The following is an 18,698-nucleotide window of genomic DNA, read 5'->3' as shown; positions in this document are numbered from 1 at the left end:
GGCGTCATCGGGGCGGTCCGGCCTGGGCCGGGAGGGCGGCGGCGAGCGGGGCGGCGCAGAAGCCGCAGCGGTCGCCGATGAGTTCCATGCCGCACCAGTGACAGGTCTCGCGGCGGACCGAGGCGACGAGCTGGTGGAGGACGGGCAGGTCGGGGAGGTACGCGGCGAACTCGACGAGTTTGGGGGTGCCCCACCAGGCGGGGGATCCGGCGGGCAGGGCGGTCTCCTCGACGGGGCCCGCGACGGACCAGCGGGGGGCGAGGTCGGTGGTGGGCCATTCGGTGGCGAGCTGGCCGCGGGCGATCAGCAGGCGGGTGGTGAACTCGGGTCCGGTGAAGGCGGTCTCGTCGGTGCCGACGCGGACGATCCGGGGGGTGGGTCCGGCGAGGACGGCGAAGTGGGCGCCGGGGAGCCAGCTCTTGAGGTGGGAGCCGAGGGTGACGGGGACGCGGTCGAGGCGGGACACGGAGCCGAGGACGGCGCCCGCGTAGATGTAGTGGGCGAGGAGCCGGGCGGCGGAGGCGAGGACTCCGGGGCTGAAGTCGCAGGCGGAGAGCTGGCGCAGCTGGCGGACGAGGACGGCGGTGCCGAGCGGCGGGAGGTCGGTCCTGACCAGGGCGATCCGGTCGCTCTCCAGGAGGCCGCGGACGGTGTGGAGGCGGTGGGCGACGGCGGGCGGGGCTGAGGCGGGGCAGATGACGACGACGTGACCGAAGCGGTCGACGAGGCGGCGGAGTTCGGTGACGGAGTCGTCGAGGCCGCGGGCGGCGGGGTCGGCGAGCACGGCGGCGTTGGGGGTCCCCGGGTCGGTGGGCGGCAGCACGAGGTCGGCGCCGGTGACCGCGATCGCTGTCGGCACGTGGTGATCCCCCCGCCTTCCCGTCCCCCTCCGGCTTTCCCGGCCCGGCCGGCCTCCGGGCCCGCGGGCCCCGGGGGCCGTACATCACGACTGTTCTGCACCTTATCCACGCGGACCGGGGTTCTGAACACACAATCCGTCAACTCCCGCCCCCTTTCCTGTCACCGGAGTCCGGGAGTCCGGTTGAGGGCGGTCCGTGTCAGAGGTCTTGACAACCCAATTGGTCTGGACCAACTTGGTGCGACGACGGCGGTGGCCACCTCCCGAACCCCCTGACCTGACGCAGTTCCCCCCGTACGACGACGTACGGCACCTCCAGCTCCCGACTCCCCCACCGGAGGATGCACGTGGACCGCACCACCACCCGACCGGCCGCGCGTCGCTGGCTCGGCGGAGCGCTCGCGCTCGCCGTCGGATCCGGGCTCGCCCTGGTCGGCGGCACCGGCACGGCGCTCGCCGCGGACGTGAACAACGCCCGGAACGCCGGCTTCGAGAACGGCCTCGCCAACTGGGCCTGCTCGGCCGGCAGCGGCACCGCCGTCGCCACCCCGGCCCGCACCGGGGCCGGCGCCCTCAAGGCGAGCCCCGCCGGTCTCGACAACGCCAAGTGCGTGCAGACCGTGACCGTCAAGCCCAACTCCACCTACACGCTCAGCGCCTGGGTGCAGGGCGGCTACGCCTACCTCGGCGCGAGCGGCACCGGGACCGGCACCGGCACCGTCTCCACCTGGACGCCCGACTCGCCGTCCTGGAAGCAGCTGACCACCACCTTCACCACCGGCGCCTCGACGACCTCGGTCGAGATCTTCACCCACGGGTGGTACGGCACCTCCGCCTACTTCGTGGACGACGTGAGCGTCTTCGGGCCCGACGGGGGCGGCGGCCAGGACCCCGACCCGGTCGTCCCGACCACCCCGGCCGGGCTCGCCGCGGGCACCCCCACGACCAGCTCGGTCCCGCTGAGCTGGAACGCGGTCTCCGGTGCCACGAGCTACAAGGTCTACCGGGACGGCACGCTGGCCGCCACCGTGACCGGCAACTCCACCACGGTGACCGGCCTGTCCGCCGACACCGCGTACTCCTTCCAGGTCGCGGCCGCCAACGCGGCGGGCGAGTCCGCCAAGTCCGCGGCCGTCAGCGCCCGTACGGCGAAGACCGGCGGTGGCGGCGGGGACAACCCGGCCGTCCCGAAGCACGCGGTCACCGGCTACTGGCAGAACTTCGACAACGGCGCGACCAAGCAGAAGCTGCGCGACGTCCAGGCCGCCTACGACATCATCGCGGTCTCCTTCGCGGACTCGACGGCCACGCCCGGCCAGATCGTCTTCAACCTGGACCCGGCCGTCGGCTACACCTCGGTCGCCGACTTCAAGGCCGACATCGCGGCCAAGAAGGCGGCCGGCAAGTCGGTGATCATCTCGGTCGGCGGCGAGAAGGGCAACGTCACGATCAACAGTGACGCCAGCGCCACCGCCTTCGCGAACAGCGCCTACGCGCTCTTCCAGGAGTACGGCTTCAACGGGGTCGACATCGACCTCGAGCACGGCATCAACTCCACCTACCTGACCAAGGCGCTGCGCCAGCTGTCCGCCCTGGCGGGCCCGAAGATGGTCCTGACGATGGCTCCGCAGACCATCGACATGCAGAACACGGGCACCGAGTACTTCAAGCTCGCGCTCGCCGTGAAGGACATCCTCACGGTCGTCAACACCCAGTACTACAACAGCGGTTCGATGCTGGGCTGCGACGGCAAGGTCTACAGCCAGGGCTCGGTGGACTTCCTCACCGCGCTGGCCTGCATCCAGATCCAGGGCGGTCTCGACCCGTCCCAGGTCGGTCTGGGCGTCCCCGCCTCCACCCGGGGCGCGGGCAGCGGCTACGTCGCCCCGTCGGTCGTGAACAACGCGCTCGACTGCCTGACGAAGCTGACCGGCTGCGGCGCCTTCAAGCCCGCCCAGGCGTGGCCGACCCTGCGGGGCGCGATGACCTGGTCGACCAACTGGGACGCGACGGCCGGGAACGCCTGGTCGAACGCGGTCGGCCCGCACGTCCACGGCCTCCCGTAACCCCCAGCGGATCCCCCCACGGGACCCCGGTCCCGACGGATCCCCCCACGGGCCCGTAACCCTGACGGACCCTTCCCGCGAGGCGTCGCCGGTCTTCCGGCGGCGCCTCGCCGCGTCCCCTGGGCGCGTCGCCTACCGTGACCGCACACGGCCGATCATGGCCGAACCCCCCACCTTGACCCGTGCATGACATGGCGCCACCATGTGCCCCGGACACCCGCACCTGTTGTCGCACTCCCCCACACTCCCCACCCAGGAGACACCATGCGACGTCCCCGACGCGGCAGAAGGTCCGCCACCCTCGCGGCCCTCGTGGCGCTCGCCCTCGCGGCGCCCCTCTCCGCCCTCACCTCACCCGCCGGCGCCGACGCGCCGACCGCCGCACGGGGCGGCGAGGAGGTGATCCGGCAGTACGAGATCGCCGGGCCCTCCACCCCCGCCGCCCGCACCGCGCTCGCCGCCACCGGCGTCTCGATCGACGAGGTCGACGCCCGTTCGGTCGTGGTCAGCGCCGACGGCCCGCAGCTGGAGCGGCTCAAGGCCCTCGGCTACAAGACGGTCGCCCTCCCGGCGCCGCCGGACCGGGGCGAGCCCGTCCGGTCCTCCCTCGGCCCGCTCGACTTCCCCTCCGCCGACGCCAGGTACCACAACTACGCCGAGATGACGGCGGAGATCGACCAGCGGCTCGCGGCCTACCCGTCGATCATGAGCAAGCGGGTCATCGGCAAGAGCTACCAGGGCCGTGACATCGTCGCCATCAAGATCAGCGACAACGTGGCCGTGGACGAGAACGAGCCGGAGGTCCTCTTCACCCACCACCAGCACGCCCGCGAGCACCTCACCGTCGAGATGGCGCTCTACCTGCTGCGCGAGCTGGGCGCGGGGTACGGCTCCGACTCCCGGGTCACCAACGCCGTGAACGGGCGCGAGATCTGGATCGTGCCGGACCTCAACCCGGACGGCGGCGAGTACGACATCGCCACCGGCTCCTACCGCACCTGGCGCAAGAACCGGCAGCCCAACTCCGGCTCCTCGGCCATCGGCACCGACATGAACCGGAACTGGGACTACAAGTGGGGCTGCTGCGGCGGCTCCTCCGGCTCCAAGAGCTCCGACACCTACCGGGGCGCCGCCCCCGAGTCCGCCCCCGAGGTGAAGGTCGTCGCCGACTTCGTACGCTCCCGGGTCGTCGGCGGCAAGCAGCAGATCAAGGCCGGCGTCGACTTCCACACGTACAGCGAGCTGGTGCTGTGGCCGTTCGGCTGGACGTACGCGGACACCGCGCCGGGCATGACCCAGGACGACCGCAACGCCTTCGCCGCGGTCGGCCGGAGCATGGCGGCGAGCAACGGCTACACCGCCGAGCAGTCGAGCGACCTCTACATCACCGACGGGTCGATCGACGACTACCTCTGGGGCGCGCACAAGATCTTCGGGTACACCTTCGAGATGTACCCGGCCTCGTCCGGGGGCGGCGGCTTCTACCCGCCGGACGAGGTGATCGAGCGCGAGACCAGCCGCAACCGGGACGCCGTGCTCCAGCTCCTGGAGAACGCGGACTGCATGTACCGGTCGATCGGCAAGCAGGCGCAGTACTGCGCGAGCTGAGCGGGCGCCGGAGCGCCCGGGGTGTCAGGCCGTCTCGTCGAAGTAGGCGTCCAGCACCTCGTCCAGCTCCGACTCCCACGCGGCGATGCGGCCCCTGTCCGGTGCCACGATGTCGATCGGGTACCAGCGCCGGTCGGGGGTGTGCACCGTGACGGTGAACCGCTTGCCGAAGCGTCCCTTCCCGCTCTCGACGGCGGCGAGTTCGTCCCAGCGGAACTCGCACGCCTCCTCGTCGTAGCTCAGCCGCACGCCCTCGGCGTCGGCGACGATCCGTCCGCGCCGGTCGGCGGCCTCGAAGGAGGGTCCGTCACCCGGCGCGGGCCGGGCCGGGCCGTCGGCCGCGGCCTCGGACGCCTCGGGCGCCTCCTCGGCCTCCGGGGCGTCCTTGACGGCGTCCTCGGCCTCGGGAACGGCGTCCTGGACGTCGCCGTCCTTCACGGCGTCCTGGGGCGCGTCCTCGGCCGAGCCCCTGGGCACGGCGTCCTTGAACGGGCTCGCCGCTCCCGTGAGGCCGGGGATGAAGCCCGGGTCGGCCGAAGCGGCGCGCAGGGGCTGCTGTATGGGTCCGTTGCTCTGCTCCACGGCGGCAGTATGGCCGACGCCCCTGTGAGCGGGGCAAGCGGGCTCAGCCGAGGACGGCGAGCGCGTCGATCTCGATGAGGAGTCCCGCGGGCAGCCCGACGTAGACCGTGGTGCGGGCGGCGGGCGGGGCCTTGAGGTCCTGCTCCTCGAAGTACTGGTTGTAGAGCGCGTTCATCTCGGCGAAGTGGTCCACGTCCGTGAGGTAGACGCGCATCATCATCACGTCGTCCCAGCTCGCCCCGCCCTCCTCCAGGATCGCCTTGACGTTGGCGAAGGTCTGGAGGGTCTGCTCGCGCAGGGTCGGGCCGGCCGGCGTCGGCGGCTGCCCCTCGACGGCCGGCAGGAAGCCGACCTGCCCGGCGACCTGGAGGATGTTGCCCTTGCGGACGCCGTGCGAGAACTTCGCGGGCGGGGCGGTGTGGGTCGCGGGGGTGATCGCGGTCTTCTCACTCATCATCGGTGACCTCTGCTTCCTTGGGTGGGGTGGTGCCGGAGTAGTCGTGGCTGATCGCCTCCGCCGTGCGCCGCACCAGCGGCAGCAGGGCGAGCAGTTCCTCGGCGGTGACGACGACGTTGGGCGCCGAGACCGACATGGCCGCGACGACCCGGCCGTCGGCGCCGCGGATCGGGGCGGCGACGCAGTTGATGGACTCCTCGTGGCCGCCGAGGTCGGTGGCCCAGCCCTGTTCCCGCACGGTCGCGAGCTCCTGGAGGAAGGCGGCGGCGTCGGGGGTCGAACGGGGCGTGTAGCGGGGGTAGTCGAGCTTGGCGGCGAGGGCGCGCCGCTCGGGCTCGGGCAGGTCGCCGAGGAGCAGCTTGGCGACGGCGGCGACGGTGATCGCGACGGGCTTGCCGATCCGCGAGTACATGCGGACGGGGTAGCGGCTCTCGACCTTGTCGATGTAGAGGACCTCGCCGTCCTCGTGGACGGCGAGGTGGACGGTGTGCCCGGTGCGCTCGTTGAGGGCGGCGAGGTGGGGGTGGGCGATCTCGCGGACGTCGAGGTTCTCGACGGCCTCCTGGGCGAGGGCGAAGAGGCGGGCGCCGAGGCGGTAGCGCTGGTCCTCCTGGCGGTAGACGAGGCCGTGCTCGTGGAGGGTGCGCAAAAGCCGCAGGGCGGTGGACTTGTGCACGCCGAGGCGCTCGGCGACCTGGCCCAGGTCGGCGGGGCCCTGCGCGAGCAGCGGCAGGATGCTGAGCGCGCGGTCGACGGTCTGGCTCATCCGGTACGTACCTCCTCGTCGGCCTCCGTGCCGGCGGACGTCCACCCGGGGCCGAGGTGCAGTCTCCCCCAGGCGCGCTCGTCGAGGGCGGCGAGGCGGTCGGCGTGGGCGCGCCGGGGTGGGGCGGCGAGGTCGCCGGGGGCGGTGAGGGCGGCGGCGGCGGCGAGGTGGCCGTGGCGGAGGCGGGCGCGGGCGCCGAGTCCGCGGAGGACGGCGGAGAGGTAGCCGGCGGCGAAGCCGTCCCCGGCGCCGACGGAGGCGAGGACGTCGACGCGGGGTGCCGGGACGGTGGTGACGGCGTCCTCCCGCGCCGTCCCGCCTCCTCCGGGGCGTTCGAAGGCGACGGCGGGGCCCTCGCCGCCCTTGACGACCAGGACGGCCGGCTCGGGCAGGAGGGCGCGGACGGCGGCGGGGTCCGCGGTGCCCCAGAGCCGGTCGGCCTCGTCGGCGCCGACGAGGACGAGGTCGGCGCGGGCGGCGAGCCTCCGCAGCACCTCGGGGGCCGCGTCGTCGCGCCAGAGCGTGGGCCGGTGGTTGACGTCGAAGGAGACCAGCGGGCGGCCGGGGCGGGGCTCGGTCAGCTCGTGCAGCAGTGTCCGGCAGCCGGGCGAGAGCGCGGCGGTGATGCCGGTGAGGTGGAGGATCCGGCCGTCGGCGACGGTGTCGTACGGGACGGAGTCGGGGTCCATCGCGGAGGCGGCGGAGCCGGCCCGGTAGTAGACGACCTCGTGGGCGTCGGTGGCGCGGTCGGCGTCGGTGCGGAAGTAGACGCCGGTGGGCCGGTGCGGGTCGCGGCGGACGGCGCCGACGTCGACTCCGTACGCTGCGATGGTGTCGACCAGATGGTCGCCGAAGCCGTCCGTGCCGACCCGGCCGACCCAGCGGGCGCGGTGGCCGGCGGCGGCGAGGGCGCAGGCGACGTTGGACTCGGCGCCGCCGATGGCGCGGGTGAAGGCGGGGACGTCGGCGAGGCGGCCCGGCCTGGAGGGCAGGAAGGTCACCATGGACTCGCCGACGCAGACGACCTCGGGGGGTGGTCCGGCCACGGTCACGCTCCTGCGGTCTGCGGGTCTACGGGTCTGCGGTTCAGCGGTGCTGCGTTCTGCGGTTCAGCGGTGCTGCGTTCTGCGGTTCAGCGGTGCTGCGTTCTGCGGTTCAGCGGTGCTGCGGGAGGTCGGGTCCATTGACCCGGCCTCGGCCCGGATGTTAGACAGCCATGAGCGATATACGCAATGGACGTTGCATACAATGCAACACCCTGGAGGAGGGATCATGCCGACCGACCTGTCGGACGAGCGCGTCGACCACCGCTTCAAGGGCCTGCCGCCGGACGCGGACGGCCTGACCGTCGGCGAGCTCGCCGCCCAGCGCCGCTCCCTCTTCACCGGCGGCTTCACCACTCCGGTCCTCGCGCTCTCCGCCGAGTCGCTCGCGCACAACCTGCGCGCCCTGGAGGAGTACGCCGAGCGGCACGGCCTCGCCTTCGCCCCGCACGGCAAGACCTCGATGGCACCCGTCCTCCTCCACCGCCAGATCGAGCACGGCGCCTGGGGCATCACGGCCGCCGTCCCGCACCAGGTGCGGGTCTACCGCGCCCACGGCGTCGACCGGATCTTCCTGGCCAACGAGGTCGTCGACCCGGTGGCGCTGCGCTGGCTCTCCGCCGAGCTGGACGCGCACCCGGACTTCCGGCTCGTCTGCTACGCCGACTCGGTGCGCGGGGTCGAGCTGATGGACGAGGCGCTGCGCGCGGCCGGGGCCCGGCGCCCGCTGGACGTGGTCGTGGAGCTGGGCGCGGGCGAGGGCGCCCGGACCGGCGCCCGGACCGAGGCGGAGTGCGCGGTGGTCGCCGACGCGATCGCCGCGACCGCCACCCTCCGGCTCGTCGGCGTCGCCGGGTACGAGGCCGAGGTGCCGGGCGCCGACGCGGAGTCGGTCCGCGGCTGGCTGCGCCGCCTCACCGGGCTCGCCGCCGCCTTCGACAAGGACGGCCGGTTCGCCCCGGAGCTGGACGAGATCGTGGTGAGCGCGGGCGGCAGCGCCTGGTTCGACGCGGTCGCCGACGTCTTCGCGGAGATCCCCGCGCTCTCCCGCCCCGTCCTGAAGCTGCTGCGTTCCGGCGCGTACGTCTCGCACGACGACGGTCAGTACCGGGAGAAGACGCCGTTCAACCGGATCCCCGAGGAGGGCGCCCTCCAGCCGGCGTTCCGCCTCTGGTCGCAGGTGGTGTCGCGGCCGTCCGCCGGGCAGGCCTTCACCAACGCGGGCAAGCGGGACGCGGCGTACGACCTGCACCTGCCGGAGGCGCAGGTGGTGCGGGACGCCCGGACCGGGGAGATCCGCCCGGCCGACGGGGTGAGCGTGACCGGCCTCTCCGACCAGCACGCCTGGCTGCGCACCGAGGACGGCGCGGACGTGGAGGTCGGCGACTGGGTGGGGATGGGCCTGTCGCACCCGTGCACCTCCTTCGACAAGTGGCAGCTCATCCCGCTGGTCGAGGCGGACGGCACGGTCGTCGACTACGTCCGCACCTTCTTCTGACGGGGCCGGGATGACGCAGCCCTTCCTGCCGACAGGGGACAGAGGATGATGGATCTCGTCTTCCGGGACGCCGAGGTGGTCGACGGCTCCGGTGACCCCTCCTACCGGGCCGACGTGGCCCTGGCCGGGGGCCGGATCGTGTCGATCGTGAAGGAGGCCGCGGCGGCCGGCTGCCAGCGGCCCGCCGCCCGCCGCTCCGTGGACGCGGAGGGCCTGGTCCTCTGCCCCGGCTTCGTCGACATGCACGCCCACAGCGACCTCGCGCTGCTCCGCGACCCGGACCACAGCGCGAAGGCCGCGCAGGGCGTGACCCTGGAGGTGCTGGGCCAGGACGGCCTGTCGTACGCGCCCGTGGACGACCGCACCCGGGAAGAGGTCCGGCGGACGATCGTCGGCTGGAACGGCGGTGGCCCCGACGACACGACCGTCGACCTGGACTGGCGGACGGTCGGCGAGTACCTGGACCGGCTCGACGGCGCCCACGGCGGCGAGGGCATCGCGGTGAACGCCGCCTACCTCGTCCCGCAGGGCACCGTCCGGATGTACGCGATGGGCTGGGACGACCGGCCCGCGACCCCCGCCGAGCTGGACCGGATGCGCCGGCTGGTCGCCGAGGGCCTGGAACAGGGCGCGGTCGGCATGTCCTCCGGCCTGACGTACACCCCCGGGATGTACGCCCCCGACGCCGAGCTGACCGAGCTGTGCCGGGTGGTGGCGGCGCACGGCGGCTACTACTGCCCGCACCACCGCAGCTACGGGGCGGGGGCGCTGCGCGCCTACGAGGAGATGATCGCGCTCACCCGGGAGGCGGGCTGCGCCCTCCACCTCGCCCACGCCACCATGAACTTCGGGGAGAACGAGGGCCGGGCGCCGGAGCTGCTGGCCCTCCTCGACCGGGCGCTGGACGCGGGCGGCGACATCAGCCTCGACACGTACCCCTACACCCCCGGGTGCACGACCCTGCTCGCGCTGCTGCCCTCGTGGGCGCAGGAGGGCGGCCCGGAGGCGGTCCTCGGGCGGCTCGCGGACGGGACGACGGCGGAGCGGATCCGGCACGACCTGGAGGTGACCGGCTCGGACGGCTGCCACGGGGTGCCGGTCGACTGGTCGACGATCGAGATCTCGGGGACCGCGGACCCGTCCCTGACGGACCGGGTCGGGCGGCGCCTCACCTCCTGGGCGGAGGCGCGCGGGCTGCTCCTGGCCGACCGTCTCGGCTCGACGATCCTCCAGCACGTCGGGCACGAGGAGAACGTCCGGGCGATCATGCGCCACCGGGTGCACACGGGCGGCTCGGACGGCATCCTCCAGGGCGCCAAGCCGCATCCGCGCGCCTACGGCACCTTCCCGGAGTACCTGGGCCGCTATGTGCGCGAGGAGGGCGTGCTCTCCCTGGAGGAGTGCGTGGCCCATCTGACCTCGCGCCCGGCGGCCCGGCTGCGCCTCCCCGACCGGGGGCTCGTGCGGGAGGGGTACGTGGCGGACCTGGTGCTCCTCGATCCGGCGACGGTCGCGGCGGGAGCCACGTACGACGCCCCGCGCACCCTGCCCACCGGCATCCCGCACGTGCTCGTCGACGGGCGTTTCGTGATCGAGGACGGGCGCCGCACGGACATCCTGGCGGGCCGGGCGATCCGGCGGACGCCGTTCCAGGCCGACCGGCTCTAGGGTCCGGCCGGCCGGGCGGTCGTCGGGAGCGGTGCCGGCGGGGCGGGGGCCGGCCACCGCTCCCGGCGGAGCCACAGGAGGCCGATCGCGAGGACGAGCCCGGCGGCGGCGAAGCCGTACCAGGGGGTGTGGCCGGCGGGCTGGGTCTCGTAGACGAGCGCCGCCGAGAACACGGCGAGCACCTGACCGGCCCGGCTGTGCCAGGCGACGGCCGCGACGACGGCCGTGCCCCACAGCAGGTACCAGGGCTGCACCATCGGCGAGAGCGCGACCAGCGCGACGAGCCCGTACCCGAGCCCGAGGACGGGGTCGATCCGCCCCCGGTACGCGCGCAGGGCCAGGACCGCGATGATCACCGCGGCGGCGAGCAGTCCCAGCTGCTGCACCACGCCCTTGACCGGCTCGGGGTCGTCCGCGACGAGCGTGCCGAGCGCGAGGCCGAGGTCACTGGTGAGTGAGAGCGGGGTGTGGATGGCCCCGGCCACGGACTGCGTCCCCAGCCAGCCGAAGCCGGTGCCGGAGAGCAGGCTCGCGCCGGCGGCCACCGCGCCGGCGACGGCCGGGGGCAGCAGCCCCTTCAGGAGGGTGCCCCGCCGGGCGACGATCACCGCGATGAAGAGCAGCGCGACGGCGGCCGGCGACTTCACCATCACGGCGCAGCCGACGAGCACGCTGCCGAGGACCCACCGGCCGCGCACGGCGAGCAGCACGCCGGCGAGCATGAGTCCGATCATGAGCCCGTCGTTGTGCACGCCGCCGACGACGTGGACGAGGAGCAGCGGGTTGAGCGCGGCGAGCCAGAGGGCCCCGTCGCCGCGCCCGAAGCCCCGGACGGCCCAGACGATCAGGGCGAGCGATCCGACCGCGACCAGCCGGAACAGCAGGGCGGCCGGGACGACGGCCCCGCCGGTCAGCCGGACGACCGCCTCGGCGAGGAGGAGGAAGGCGGGACCGTACGGGGCGGGGGTGTCGGTCCAGTTCCCGCCGACGCTCGCGGCCGCGTCGGCCCCGAGCTGGTCGGGGCGGAGCGCCGAGGGCCCGGCGTCGTAGACGTCGTACCCCTCCAGGACCATCGCGCCCTGCGCGATGTAGCTGTACACGTCGGCGCTGTGCAGCGGTGGCGCGAGGAGCAGGGGCGCGGCCCAGGCGGTGAGCGTGCCGAGCGCGCCGCCGGCCGCCCCGCGGGCGAGCAGCACGCCGTACCGCCACCAGGCGGCGACGAGCAGGGTGAGACCGAGGGCCGCCAGGACGGCGCCGGCGGTCTCGGCGCCGCTCGCCCGGGGGGACCACAGCGGGCCCCCGCCGATGACGGGCAGCGCGCCCGCGGCGTACCCGCCCACGGCCACGGCGAGCGACCCCGCCGCGCCCAGCCACCGGCACCCGGAAGCACTCACCACCCACATGACCAGCCAACCTACCCCGCCCGCCCCGGCCCCCGGCCCCGCGGTCCGGCTCCACCGCCGTCACCGCGGCCGCGGCGACGGCGGCCGCTCCGCCCCGCGCCACCCCCGACGTGGCCCAGAACACGCCGCACTCCCCCCGCCCCCGCCGTAAGCTCTCGTCATGCAGGTGATCCAGTCCACGAAGCTCGCCAACGTCTGTTACGAAATCCGCGGTCCGGTGCTCGAAGAGGCGATGCGGCTCGAAGCCGCGGGTCATCGCATCCTCAAGCTCAACACCGGCAACCCGGCCGCCTTCGGCTTCGAGTGCCCGCCCGCGATCCTGGAGGACGTCCTCCGGAACCTCTCGGAGGCGCACGGGTACGGCGACGCTAAGGGCCTCCTCGCGGCCCGCCGCGCGGTGATGAGCCACTACGAGACCAAGGGCATCCACCTCTCCGTCGAGGACATCTACCTCGGCAACGGCGTCTCCGAGCTCATCCAGATGTCGATGCAGGCGCTGCTCGACGACGGCGACGAGGTCCTCGTGCCGGCCCCGGACTACCCCCTGTGGACGGCCTCGGTCTCCCTCGCGGGCGGTACCGCCGTGCACTACCGCTGCGACGAGCAGTCGGACTGGATGCCGGACCTCGCGGACATCGAGCGGAAGATCACCGACCGCACCAAGGCGATCGTGATCATCAACCCGAACAACCCGACGGGCGCCGTCTACGACGACGAGACGCTCCGCTCGCTCACCGAGATCGCCCGCCGCCACGGCCTGGTCGTCTGCTCGGACGAGATCTACGACAAGATCCTCTACGACGGGGCGACCCACACCCCGACCGCCGCGATCGCCCCCGACCTGCTCTGCCTCACCTTCAACGGCATGAGCAAGAACTACCGGGTGGCCGGTTTCCGCTCCGGCTGGCTCGCGGTCTGCGGTCCGAAGCACCACGCGTCCTCGTACATCGAGGGGCTGACGATCCTCGCCAACATGCGCCTGTGCGCGAACATGCCGGCCCAGCACGCGGTGGCCGCCGCGCTCCAGGGGCGGCAGTCGATCGAGGACCTGGTCCTGCCGGGCGGCCGGCTCCTGGAGCAGCGGAACACGGCGTACGAGCTGCTGACCTCGATCCCGGGCGTCACCTGCGTGAAGCCGAAGGGCGCGCTGTACCTCTTCCCGCGCCTCGACCCGAACGTCTACAAGGTCAAGGACGACCGGCAGATGGTCCTGGACCTGCTGCGGGCCGAGAAGATCATGGTGGTGCACGGGACGGGCTTCAACTGGCACGAGCCGGACCACTTCCGGATCGTGACGCTGCCGTCGGTGGCGGACCTCACGGACGCGGTGACCCGGATCGGCCGCTTCCTGGACGGCTACAGCCAGCCCTGAACCGCGCGCCCTCGGACCCGGGCCCGAACCGCCGGAGCCGGCCCCGGACCCTCGGTGCCGGCACGGGACCGCCCCTCGCGGTCGACGCTGAACCGCCCCCTCCGTTCTTGACCCGCCCTTGAATCGGACCGGAATCAACTTTAGACAGAATCTAAGCTAGGCTGGTCTCCGAGCAGTCAGGAGGCCGTCCCCATGTACGAACCGATCCGCGCCAAGTCGGTGCACACGACGGCCGGCGACCCCGGCGCATACCCGCACCGCTCCCGCGAGGAGGAGCTGGACATCCAGCTCGCCGGCCACCTCTCCGCCCTGCTCGCCGTGACCGACGAGCTCGGCGACGACGAGGGCGGCGAGCTGATCGCCCGGGAGGTGGCCCGCCTGCGCGGCGCGCCGCCCGCCCGCCACGCCGGACTGAGCGGCGCCTCCCCCGAGACCCTGCACCGCAAGGCGCACGCGCTCGCGGGCCGCGCGCTGGTCGTCGCCGCCTCCCGCGCGGACACCGCCGCCGCGATCCTCGCGGCGGAGCGGATGGACGCGCACACCGCGGCGCTGACCGGCGACTCCCTGGTCGCCGCCCCCTAGACGGCCCCGGGCCGCGCGGCACGAACCGCGCGACCCGGGCGCCCTCCACCCGGGCGCCACCGGCCCGTTCCGGCGGGTCCTCCTCCGGTTCCCTACCGGGATCGCTCCTTCACCCCCCGTCCACCCAACTCGCCCTGGAATGTGGGTTTCCGCGAGCACTCTGCCCGCGTGAGACGCATTCTGGGAATCGTCCTGGCCGTCCTGCTCCTCGGCGGCGTGGCCGTCGTCCTCGTGACGGGCGGCGATCAGGACAAGGGCACGGCGACGAAGACCGTGCGAGGAGTCATCGGGTCGGAGAAGAGCGAGTTCTTCGCCGATCCCGACGTCGTGGAGGCCCTGCGAGCCAAGGGCCTCACCGTGCGGACCGAGACCTCGGGGTCCTGGGACATGGAGCAACTCCCCCTCAAGGGATACGACTTCGCGTTCCCGTCCTCGAAGGGACCGGCCGACGAACTGCGCGCCGACGCCCCCGACAAGGCCGTCGCCGCACCCCTGCGCCCCTTCTACTCGCCGCTGGTCGTGGTCGCGCACAGCAACGCCGCCCGCGTCCTCGCCGGCAACGGCCTGGCCACCCTCGGCACCCGGGGCACCAGCGGCATCCTGAAGATGGACGCCTACCTGGCCGCCGTCCGCGCCGACCGCGGCTGGCGGCAGCTCAAGGGCGCCGAACGGCACGCCGAACTGAGCGGCACCCTCTTCATCACCTCCACCGACCCGGTGGCCTCCAACTCCGGCGCGCTCTACCTCGCCGCCGCGAGCTACGTCGCCGACGGCGGACGGGTCGCCGACGGCAAGGAGGCCGTCGGCCGCACCGCCCCGCTGCTGCGCAAGCTGACCCAGGTGCAGGGCGCCCAGCAGACCAGCTCCGACGCGCCCTTCCGGGACTTCGTGAGCGGAGTCGGCAACCCGCTGGTGCTCGTGTACGAGTCGCAGGTCGCCGCCCAGCTCATCGCCGGCCGGCCGATGGGCGACCTCGTCGTGCTCTACCCGGACACCACGGTCAACAGCGACCACACCCTCGTCCCGCTCAGCGAGGGCGGCAAGGAGCTGGGCCGGCTGCTCGCCGAGGACCCGGAGCTGCGCCGCCTCGCCGTCCGGCACGGCTTCCGGCCGCAGGGCGCCTCGCCCGAGTTCACCGAGGCCACCGGCAAGCACGGCGAATACCTGAACCAGACACTGACCGGGGTCCGCCAGGCACCCGTGCCGACCGGCGCGGTGCTGCGCGACATGGCGCGGCGGGCCCGTGACCAGGGGGGCACCGCATGACCGAGCACACCGACCCGCGTTCCGGCGGGCAGCCCCGGAACCCGTACGCCGGGCCGCCCGAGGGCACCTTCGTCCTGACCCCGCCCGAGCACGACACCCCGCTCGTCCTCACCCCGCCCGCGCCGCCCCCCGCGATCCGCGCCGAGCAGGCCTCCGGCCTCGTGCCGCTGGACGAGTCGGTGCGCGCGGAGATGTCCCGCCGCGCCGAGGAGTACGTCGGCTCGCTCGCCGGACTCGACCCGCGCTCCCCCGAGTTCGCCGGCCGTATCGGCGAGATCGCCTCGCTCGGCTCCGGCGAGATGCGGGCCGCCGCCCAGCAGTCCAACCGGATGCTGGACCGCACGGTCCGCTCCCTCGGCAGGGGCGGCGGCGACGCCTCGGCCCGCGTCGGCACCTCCCTGGTGGAGCTGCGCCGCACCGTCGAGGACCTCGACCCGCGCGACGCCCCCGCCAGGGGTGCCCGGCGCCTCCTGGCGAAGCTGCCCGGCGGCAGCAGGTTCCGCGACCACGTGGCGAAGTACGCCTCCTCGCAGGCCACCCTCAACCGGATCGTCGGCTCGCTCCGCGGCGGCCAGGACGAACTCCGGCGCGACAACGCCGCCTTGCAGACCGAGCGCGCCCGGCTCTGGGAGACCATGGGCAAGCTCCAGGAGTTCGCCGTCCTCACCGAGGCCCTCGACGCGGCGGTGGAGCAGCGGATCGCGGGCACCGGCGACCCGGCGCAGGCCGACGCGCTCCGCGCCGACGTCCTCTTCCCGGTCCGCCAGAAGCACCAGGACCTGCTCACCCAGCTCGCCGTCTGCGCCCAGGGGTACCTGGCGATGGACGTGGTCCGGCGGAACAACGACGAGCTGGTCAAGGGGGTGGACCGGGCCGCGACGACGACCCTGTCGGCGCTGCGGATCGCGGTCATGCTCGCCTCCGCCCTGGACGATCAGCGCAAGGTCGCCGAGCAGGTCGGCGTGCTGCGCGCGACCACCGAGGACCTGATCAGGGGCAACGCCGAGATGCTGTCCACCCAGGCCGGCGAGATCCAGCGGATCGCCGCCGACCCCGCGGTCGGCGCCGAGACCCTGCGCACCGCCTTCCAGCAGATCTACCGCACGCTCGACGCCATCGACACCTACAAGGTCCGGGCGACCGAGGCGATGGCCGCGACGGTCTCCTCCCTCACGGGCGAACTCCGGGAAGCGAGCGCCCACGTGGACCGCAGCCGGCGCACCGGCGCACTGGAAGGCGGTTCCCCGGCATGAGAGGCCGCACCCTGCACCGCCTGCTGGCGGGTCTCGCGCTCACCCTCCTCCTCACCTCCACCGCCGGCTCCTGCGGCACGGTCGACAACTCGGCCGGCGGCACCGGCGAGCAGTTCGACAGGAGGGACGGCACACCCGCCGCCCCCGGCACCCTGCGGGTCCTCGCCTCCTCCGAACTCGCCGACATGGCACCGGTCCTGGAGGAGGCCCGCAAGGCCACCGGCGTCACCGTCCGCGCCACGTACGCGGGCACCCTCGACGCCGTCGAGCAGATCGCCTCGGGCCGGGCCGAGAAGGAGTACGACGCCGTCTGGCTCTCCTCCAACGACTACCTCAGGCTCCGCCCCGACACCGCCCGCCGGATCACCAACGAGACGCCCGTGATGACCTCCCCGGTGGCGCTCGGCGTCCGCCCCGAGGCCGTCACCCGGCTCGGCTGGGACCCGGGGAAGGTCACCTGGTCACAGCTCCACCAGGCGGTCGCCGCCGGCAAGCTCACATACGGCATGACCGACCCGAAACGCTCCAACTCCGGTTTCGCCGCGCTGGTCTCGGTCGCCTCGGGGCTCTCCGGCGCCCAGTCCGCGCTCAGCGACGGCGACGTGCGGAAGGCGACGCCGAAGCTCCGCGAGTTCTTCACCGGCCAGAAGCTCACCTCCGGGTCCTCCGGCTGGCTCGCCACCGCCTACGGCCGGCGCGAGGACGTCGACGCGCTCGTCAACTACGAGTCGGTGCTGCTCTCCGCGCCCGGCGCGCTCACCGTGATCCGCCCCTCCGACGGCGTGGTCACCGCCGACTACCCGCTCACCCTCCTCACCGCGGCCTCCGCCGGGGCGAAGGAGACCGCCCAGCGGCTCACCACCTGGCTCCGCACCCCCGAGGCGCAGCGCCGGATCACCGAGACCACCCTGCGCCGCCCGGTGGTCGCGGGAGTGGCCCCGTCGCCCCGGCTCGACCGCGGCCTGCGGCGCGAACTGCCCTTCCCGGGCAGCCGGTCCGTCGCGGACGGCCTGCTCGACGCGTACGACAACACACTCCGCAGGCCCTCCCGCACGGTCTACGTCCTGGACACCTCCGGGTCGATGGGCGGTGAGCGGCTGGACCGGCTGAAGGAGGCGCTGGTCGAGCTGACCGGGGACTTCCGGGACCGCGAGGAGGTCACCCTGATGCCCTTCGGCAGCTCCGTGAAGACCAGCGAGGTGCGGACGTACACGGTGGACCCGGCGGACCCGGCGCGGGCGAGGGACGCGATCCGGGCCGACGCGGGGAAGCTGTCCGCCTCCGGCGGCACGGCGGTCTACTCCAGCCTCACGGAGGCGTACCGCAGCCTGGGCGCGGCCCCCCGCGACACCTTCACCTCGGTCGTGCTCATGACCGACGGCGAGAACACCGACGGGATGCCCGCCGGCGACTTCGACGCCTTCTTCGCCGCCCTCCCCGCCGAGCAGCGGCGCACCCCGGTCTTCCCGATCCTCTTCGGCGACTCCGACCGGGAGGAGCTGGAACACATCGCCGACCTGACCGGCGGCAGGCTCTTCGAGTCGGCGGAGGGCTCCCTGAACGGCGCCTTCGAGGAGATCCGTGGCTACCAGTAACCCGGTGCTCCGCTACGCGGAGTCCCGCAAGAACCTGACGGGCTGCGTCTGCGGCCTGGCCGGTCTCGGCATCGGCCTGACCGGCGCGGCCGGCGGCCTGTGGCCGCTGGTGGTCCTGGGGCTGTACGGCGCGGGCGCGCTGATCGCCCCGCCCGAGCGGCCGGACGCCCCGGACTTCCCGAGCACCGACGAGCAGCTGGAGTCGCTGCGCGCGGACCACGCGACCCTGCGGGAGTACCTGGCGGAGGTGGAGCTGCCGGAGGCGGCGCGGGAGCGGCTCGACGAACTGGACGCGCTCGTCGAGGCGCTGCTGGAGCCGGGCTGGGTCAGCGACCCGGAGCATCTGCGCGTGCTGGCGCGCGCGGTGCGGCAGGACGTGCCGGAGGCGGTCGACGCCTTCGTGCGGACCCGCTGGTGGTCCCGGGTGAATCCGGGCTCCGAGCCGCCCGAGCGGCATCTGGAGCGGCAGCTGGCGGCACTGCGCGAGGAGGCCGGCGGGATCGCCGCGGCCCTCCAGGAGGCGGAGGAACTCCGCCAGCGGGCGCACACCCGCTACCTGGAGGACCGGGGGCCGGGGAGTTGCGCCGGCCCCGGAGCCTGAGGGGGCTCCGGGGCCGGATGCGTCGTGGTGAACCGTCGTGACCCCACTGGTCAGGGCGGAATGTCGGGGCAGCCCACCA

At 73.7% G+C, this 18,698-nt stretch carries 16 protein-coding genes; 10 read left to right on the top strand and 6 right to left on the bottom strand.

The window, feature by feature from the left end; all coding sequences use genetic code 11:
* Positions 1-4: 4 nt before the first annotated feature.
* Positions 5-859 (bottom strand): hypothetical protein, encoded by an 855-nt coding sequence (locus tag ACF1BN_RS34445; RefSeq protein ID WP_392335519.1) that lies wholly within the window; start codon positions 857-859, stop codon positions 5-7.
* Positions 860-1,200: 341 nt separating this feature from the next.
* On the opposite strand from ACF1BN_RS34445, the gene ACF1BN_RS34440 reads away from it, so the two are divergent.
* Both ACF1BN_RS34440 and ACF1BN_RS34435 read left to right on the top strand, forming a co-directional pair.
* A complete protein-coding gene (locus ACF1BN_RS34440; protein ID WP_392335518.1) occupies positions 1,201-2,925 on the top strand; it encodes a chitinase in 1,725 nt (574 codons plus the stop codon).
* 264 nt (positions 2,926-3,189) lie between these two features.
* Positions 3,190-4,533, top strand: coding sequence for a M14 family metallopeptidase (locus ACF1BN_RS34435; protein ID WP_392335517.1), 1,344 nt, complete (start codon positions 3,190-3,192; stop codon positions 4,531-4,533).
* A 24-nt stretch (positions 4,534-4,557) separates the two neighbouring features.
* On the opposite strand, the gene ACF1BN_RS34430 is transcribed toward ACF1BN_RS34435, so the two are convergent.
* From ACF1BN_RS34430 to ACF1BN_RS34415, 4 genes are read right to left on the bottom strand one after another with little or no spacing between them, the layout of a single operon-like run.
* Complete coding sequence (locus ACF1BN_RS34430) at positions 4,558-5,115, bottom strand: hypothetical protein (RefSeq protein WP_392335516.1); 558 nt, start codon at positions 5,113-5,115, stop codon at positions 4,558-4,560.
* A 43-nt stretch (positions 5,116-5,158) separates the two neighbouring features.
* Entirely contained in the window at positions 5,159-5,569 is a 411-nt protein-coding gene (locus tag ACF1BN_RS34425; RefSeq protein WP_392335566.1) for a RidA family protein, read from the bottom strand.
* Positions 5,562-6,338, bottom strand: coding sequence for an IclR family transcriptional regulator (locus ACF1BN_RS34420; RefSeq protein WP_392335515.1), 777 nt, complete (start codon positions 6,336-6,338; stop codon positions 5,562-5,564). Before ACF1BN_RS34420 ends, ACF1BN_RS34425 begins: the two co-directional genes overlap by 8 nt.
* On the bottom strand, positions 6,335-7,384 hold the full coding sequence (locus ACF1BN_RS34415; RefSeq protein WP_392335514.1) for a sugar kinase: 1,050 nt from the start codon (positions 7,382-7,384) through the stop codon (positions 6,335-6,337). Before ACF1BN_RS34415 ends, ACF1BN_RS34420 begins: the two co-directional genes overlap by 4 nt.
* Positions 7,385-7,610: 226 nt before the next feature.
* Here ACF1BN_RS34415 and ACF1BN_RS34410 point away from each other — a divergent pair, with 226 nt between their 5' ends.
* Both ACF1BN_RS34410 and ACF1BN_RS34405 read left to right on the top strand, forming a co-directional pair.
* Positions 7,611-8,879, top strand: a complete 1,269-nt coding sequence (locus tag ACF1BN_RS34410; RefSeq protein WP_392335513.1) for an amino acid deaminase — start codon at positions 7,611-7,613, stop codon at positions 8,877-8,879.
* A gap of 45 nt (positions 8,880-8,924) precedes the next feature.
* A complete protein-coding gene (locus ACF1BN_RS34405) occupies positions 8,925-10,547 on the top strand; it encodes an amidohydrolase family protein (protein WP_392335512.1) in 1,623 nt (540 codons plus the stop codon).
* Here the strand turns inward: ACF1BN_RS34405 and mptB are convergent.
* Entirely contained in the window at positions 10,544-11,950 is a 1,407-nt protein-coding gene (gene mptB, locus ACF1BN_RS34400; protein ID WP_392335511.1) for a polyprenol phosphomannose-dependent alpha 1,6 mannosyltransferase MptB, read from the bottom strand. The two genes, ACF1BN_RS34405 and mptB, sit on opposite strands and share 4 nt — an antisense overlap.
* Positions 11,951-12,110: 160 nt before the next feature.
* Between mptB and ACF1BN_RS34395 the strand changes: the two genes are divergently transcribed.
* From ACF1BN_RS34395 to ACF1BN_RS34370, 6 genes are all read left to right on the top strand, one after another.
* Entirely contained in the window at positions 12,111-13,322 is a 1,212-nt protein-coding gene (locus ACF1BN_RS34395; RefSeq protein WP_392335510.1) for a pyridoxal phosphate-dependent aminotransferase, read from the top strand.
* A 192-nt stretch (positions 13,323-13,514) separates the two neighbouring features.
* Positions 13,515-13,904, top strand: coding sequence for a hypothetical protein (locus tag ACF1BN_RS34390; RefSeq protein WP_392335509.1), 390 nt, complete (start codon positions 13,515-13,517; stop codon positions 13,902-13,904).
* 141 nt (positions 13,905-14,045) lie between these two features.
* Positions 14,046-15,170 carry a hypothetical protein gene (locus ACF1BN_RS34385; RefSeq protein WP_392335508.1) on the top strand — a complete coding sequence of 375 codons (1,125 nt, stop codon included), beginning with the start codon at positions 14,046-14,048 and terminating at the stop codon, positions 15,168-15,170.
* Complete coding sequence (locus ACF1BN_RS34380) at positions 15,167-16,423, top strand: toxic anion resistance protein (protein ID WP_392335507.1); 1,257 nt, start codon at positions 15,167-15,169, stop codon at positions 16,421-16,423. The genes ACF1BN_RS34385 and ACF1BN_RS34380 overlap by 4 nt, the downstream gene beginning before the upstream one ends.
* Positions 16,420-18,018, top strand: a complete 1,599-nt coding sequence (locus ACF1BN_RS34375; RefSeq protein ID WP_392335506.1) for a substrate-binding domain-containing protein — start codon at positions 16,420-16,422, stop codon at positions 18,016-18,018. The genes ACF1BN_RS34380 and ACF1BN_RS34375 overlap by 4 nt, the downstream gene beginning before the upstream one ends.
* Positions 18,005-18,619 (top strand): hypothetical protein, encoded by a 615-nt coding sequence (locus tag ACF1BN_RS34370; RefSeq protein WP_392335505.1) that lies wholly within the window; start codon positions 18,005-18,007, stop codon positions 18,617-18,619. Before ACF1BN_RS34375 ends, ACF1BN_RS34370 begins: the two co-directional genes overlap by 14 nt.
* Positions 18,620-18,698: the final 79 nt, after the last annotated feature.

The organism is Streptomyces sp. NPDC014861, from assembly GCF_043081625.1.
Taxonomy (GTDB): Bacteria; Actinomycetota; Actinomycetes; order Streptomycetales; family Streptomycetaceae; genus Streptomyces.
The sequence above is the reverse complement of the archived record's forward strand: the minus strand, read 5'-3'. Positions and strand labels throughout refer to the sequence as shown.

What these genes read in the sequence shown, in the direction of transcription:
- ACF1BN_RS34375 (WP_392335506.1), top strand. Translation starts at nt 16,420, where the DNA reads ATGAGAGGCCGCACCCTGCACCGCCTGCTGGCGGGTCTCGCGCTCACC.
- ACF1BN_RS34390 (WP_392335509.1), top strand. Translation starts at nt 13,515, where the DNA reads ATGTACGAACCGATCCGCGCCAAGTCGGTGCACACGACGGCCGGCGAC.
- ACF1BN_RS34435 (WP_392335517.1), top strand. Translation starts at nt 3,190, where the DNA reads ATGCGACGTCCCCGACGCGGCAGAAGGTCCGCCACCCTCGCGGCCCTC.
- ACF1BN_RS34425 (WP_392335566.1), bottom strand. Translation starts at nt 5,569, where the DNA reads ATGAGTGAGAAGACCGCGATCACCCCCGCGACCCACACCGCCCCGCCC.
- ACF1BN_RS34440 (WP_392335518.1), top strand. Translation starts at nt 1,201, where the DNA reads ATGCACGTGGACCGCACCACCACCCGACCGGCCGCGCGTCGCTGGCTC.
- ACF1BN_RS34395 (WP_392335510.1), top strand. Translation starts at nt 12,111, where the DNA reads ATGCAGGTGATCCAGTCCACGAAGCTCGCCAACGTCTGTTACGAAATC.
- mptB (WP_392335511.1), bottom strand. Translation starts at nt 11,950, where the DNA reads ATGTGGGTGGTGAGTGCTTCCGGGTGCCGGTGGCTGGGCGCGGCGGGG.
- ACF1BN_RS34405 (WP_392335512.1), top strand. Translation starts at nt 8,925, where the DNA reads ATGATGGATCTCGTCTTCCGGGACGCCGAGGTGGTCGACGGCTCCGGT.
- ACF1BN_RS34380 (WP_392335507.1), top strand. Translation starts at nt 15,167, where the DNA reads ATGACCGAGCACACCGACCCGCGTTCCGGCGGGCAGCCCCGGAACCCG.
- ACF1BN_RS34410 (WP_392335513.1), top strand. Translation starts at nt 7,611, where the DNA reads ATGCCGACCGACCTGTCGGACGAGCGCGTCGACCACCGCTTCAAGGGC.
- ACF1BN_RS34420 (WP_392335515.1), bottom strand. Translation starts at nt 6,338, where the DNA reads ATGAGCCAGACCGTCGACCGCGCGCTCAGCATCCTGCCGCTGCTCGCG.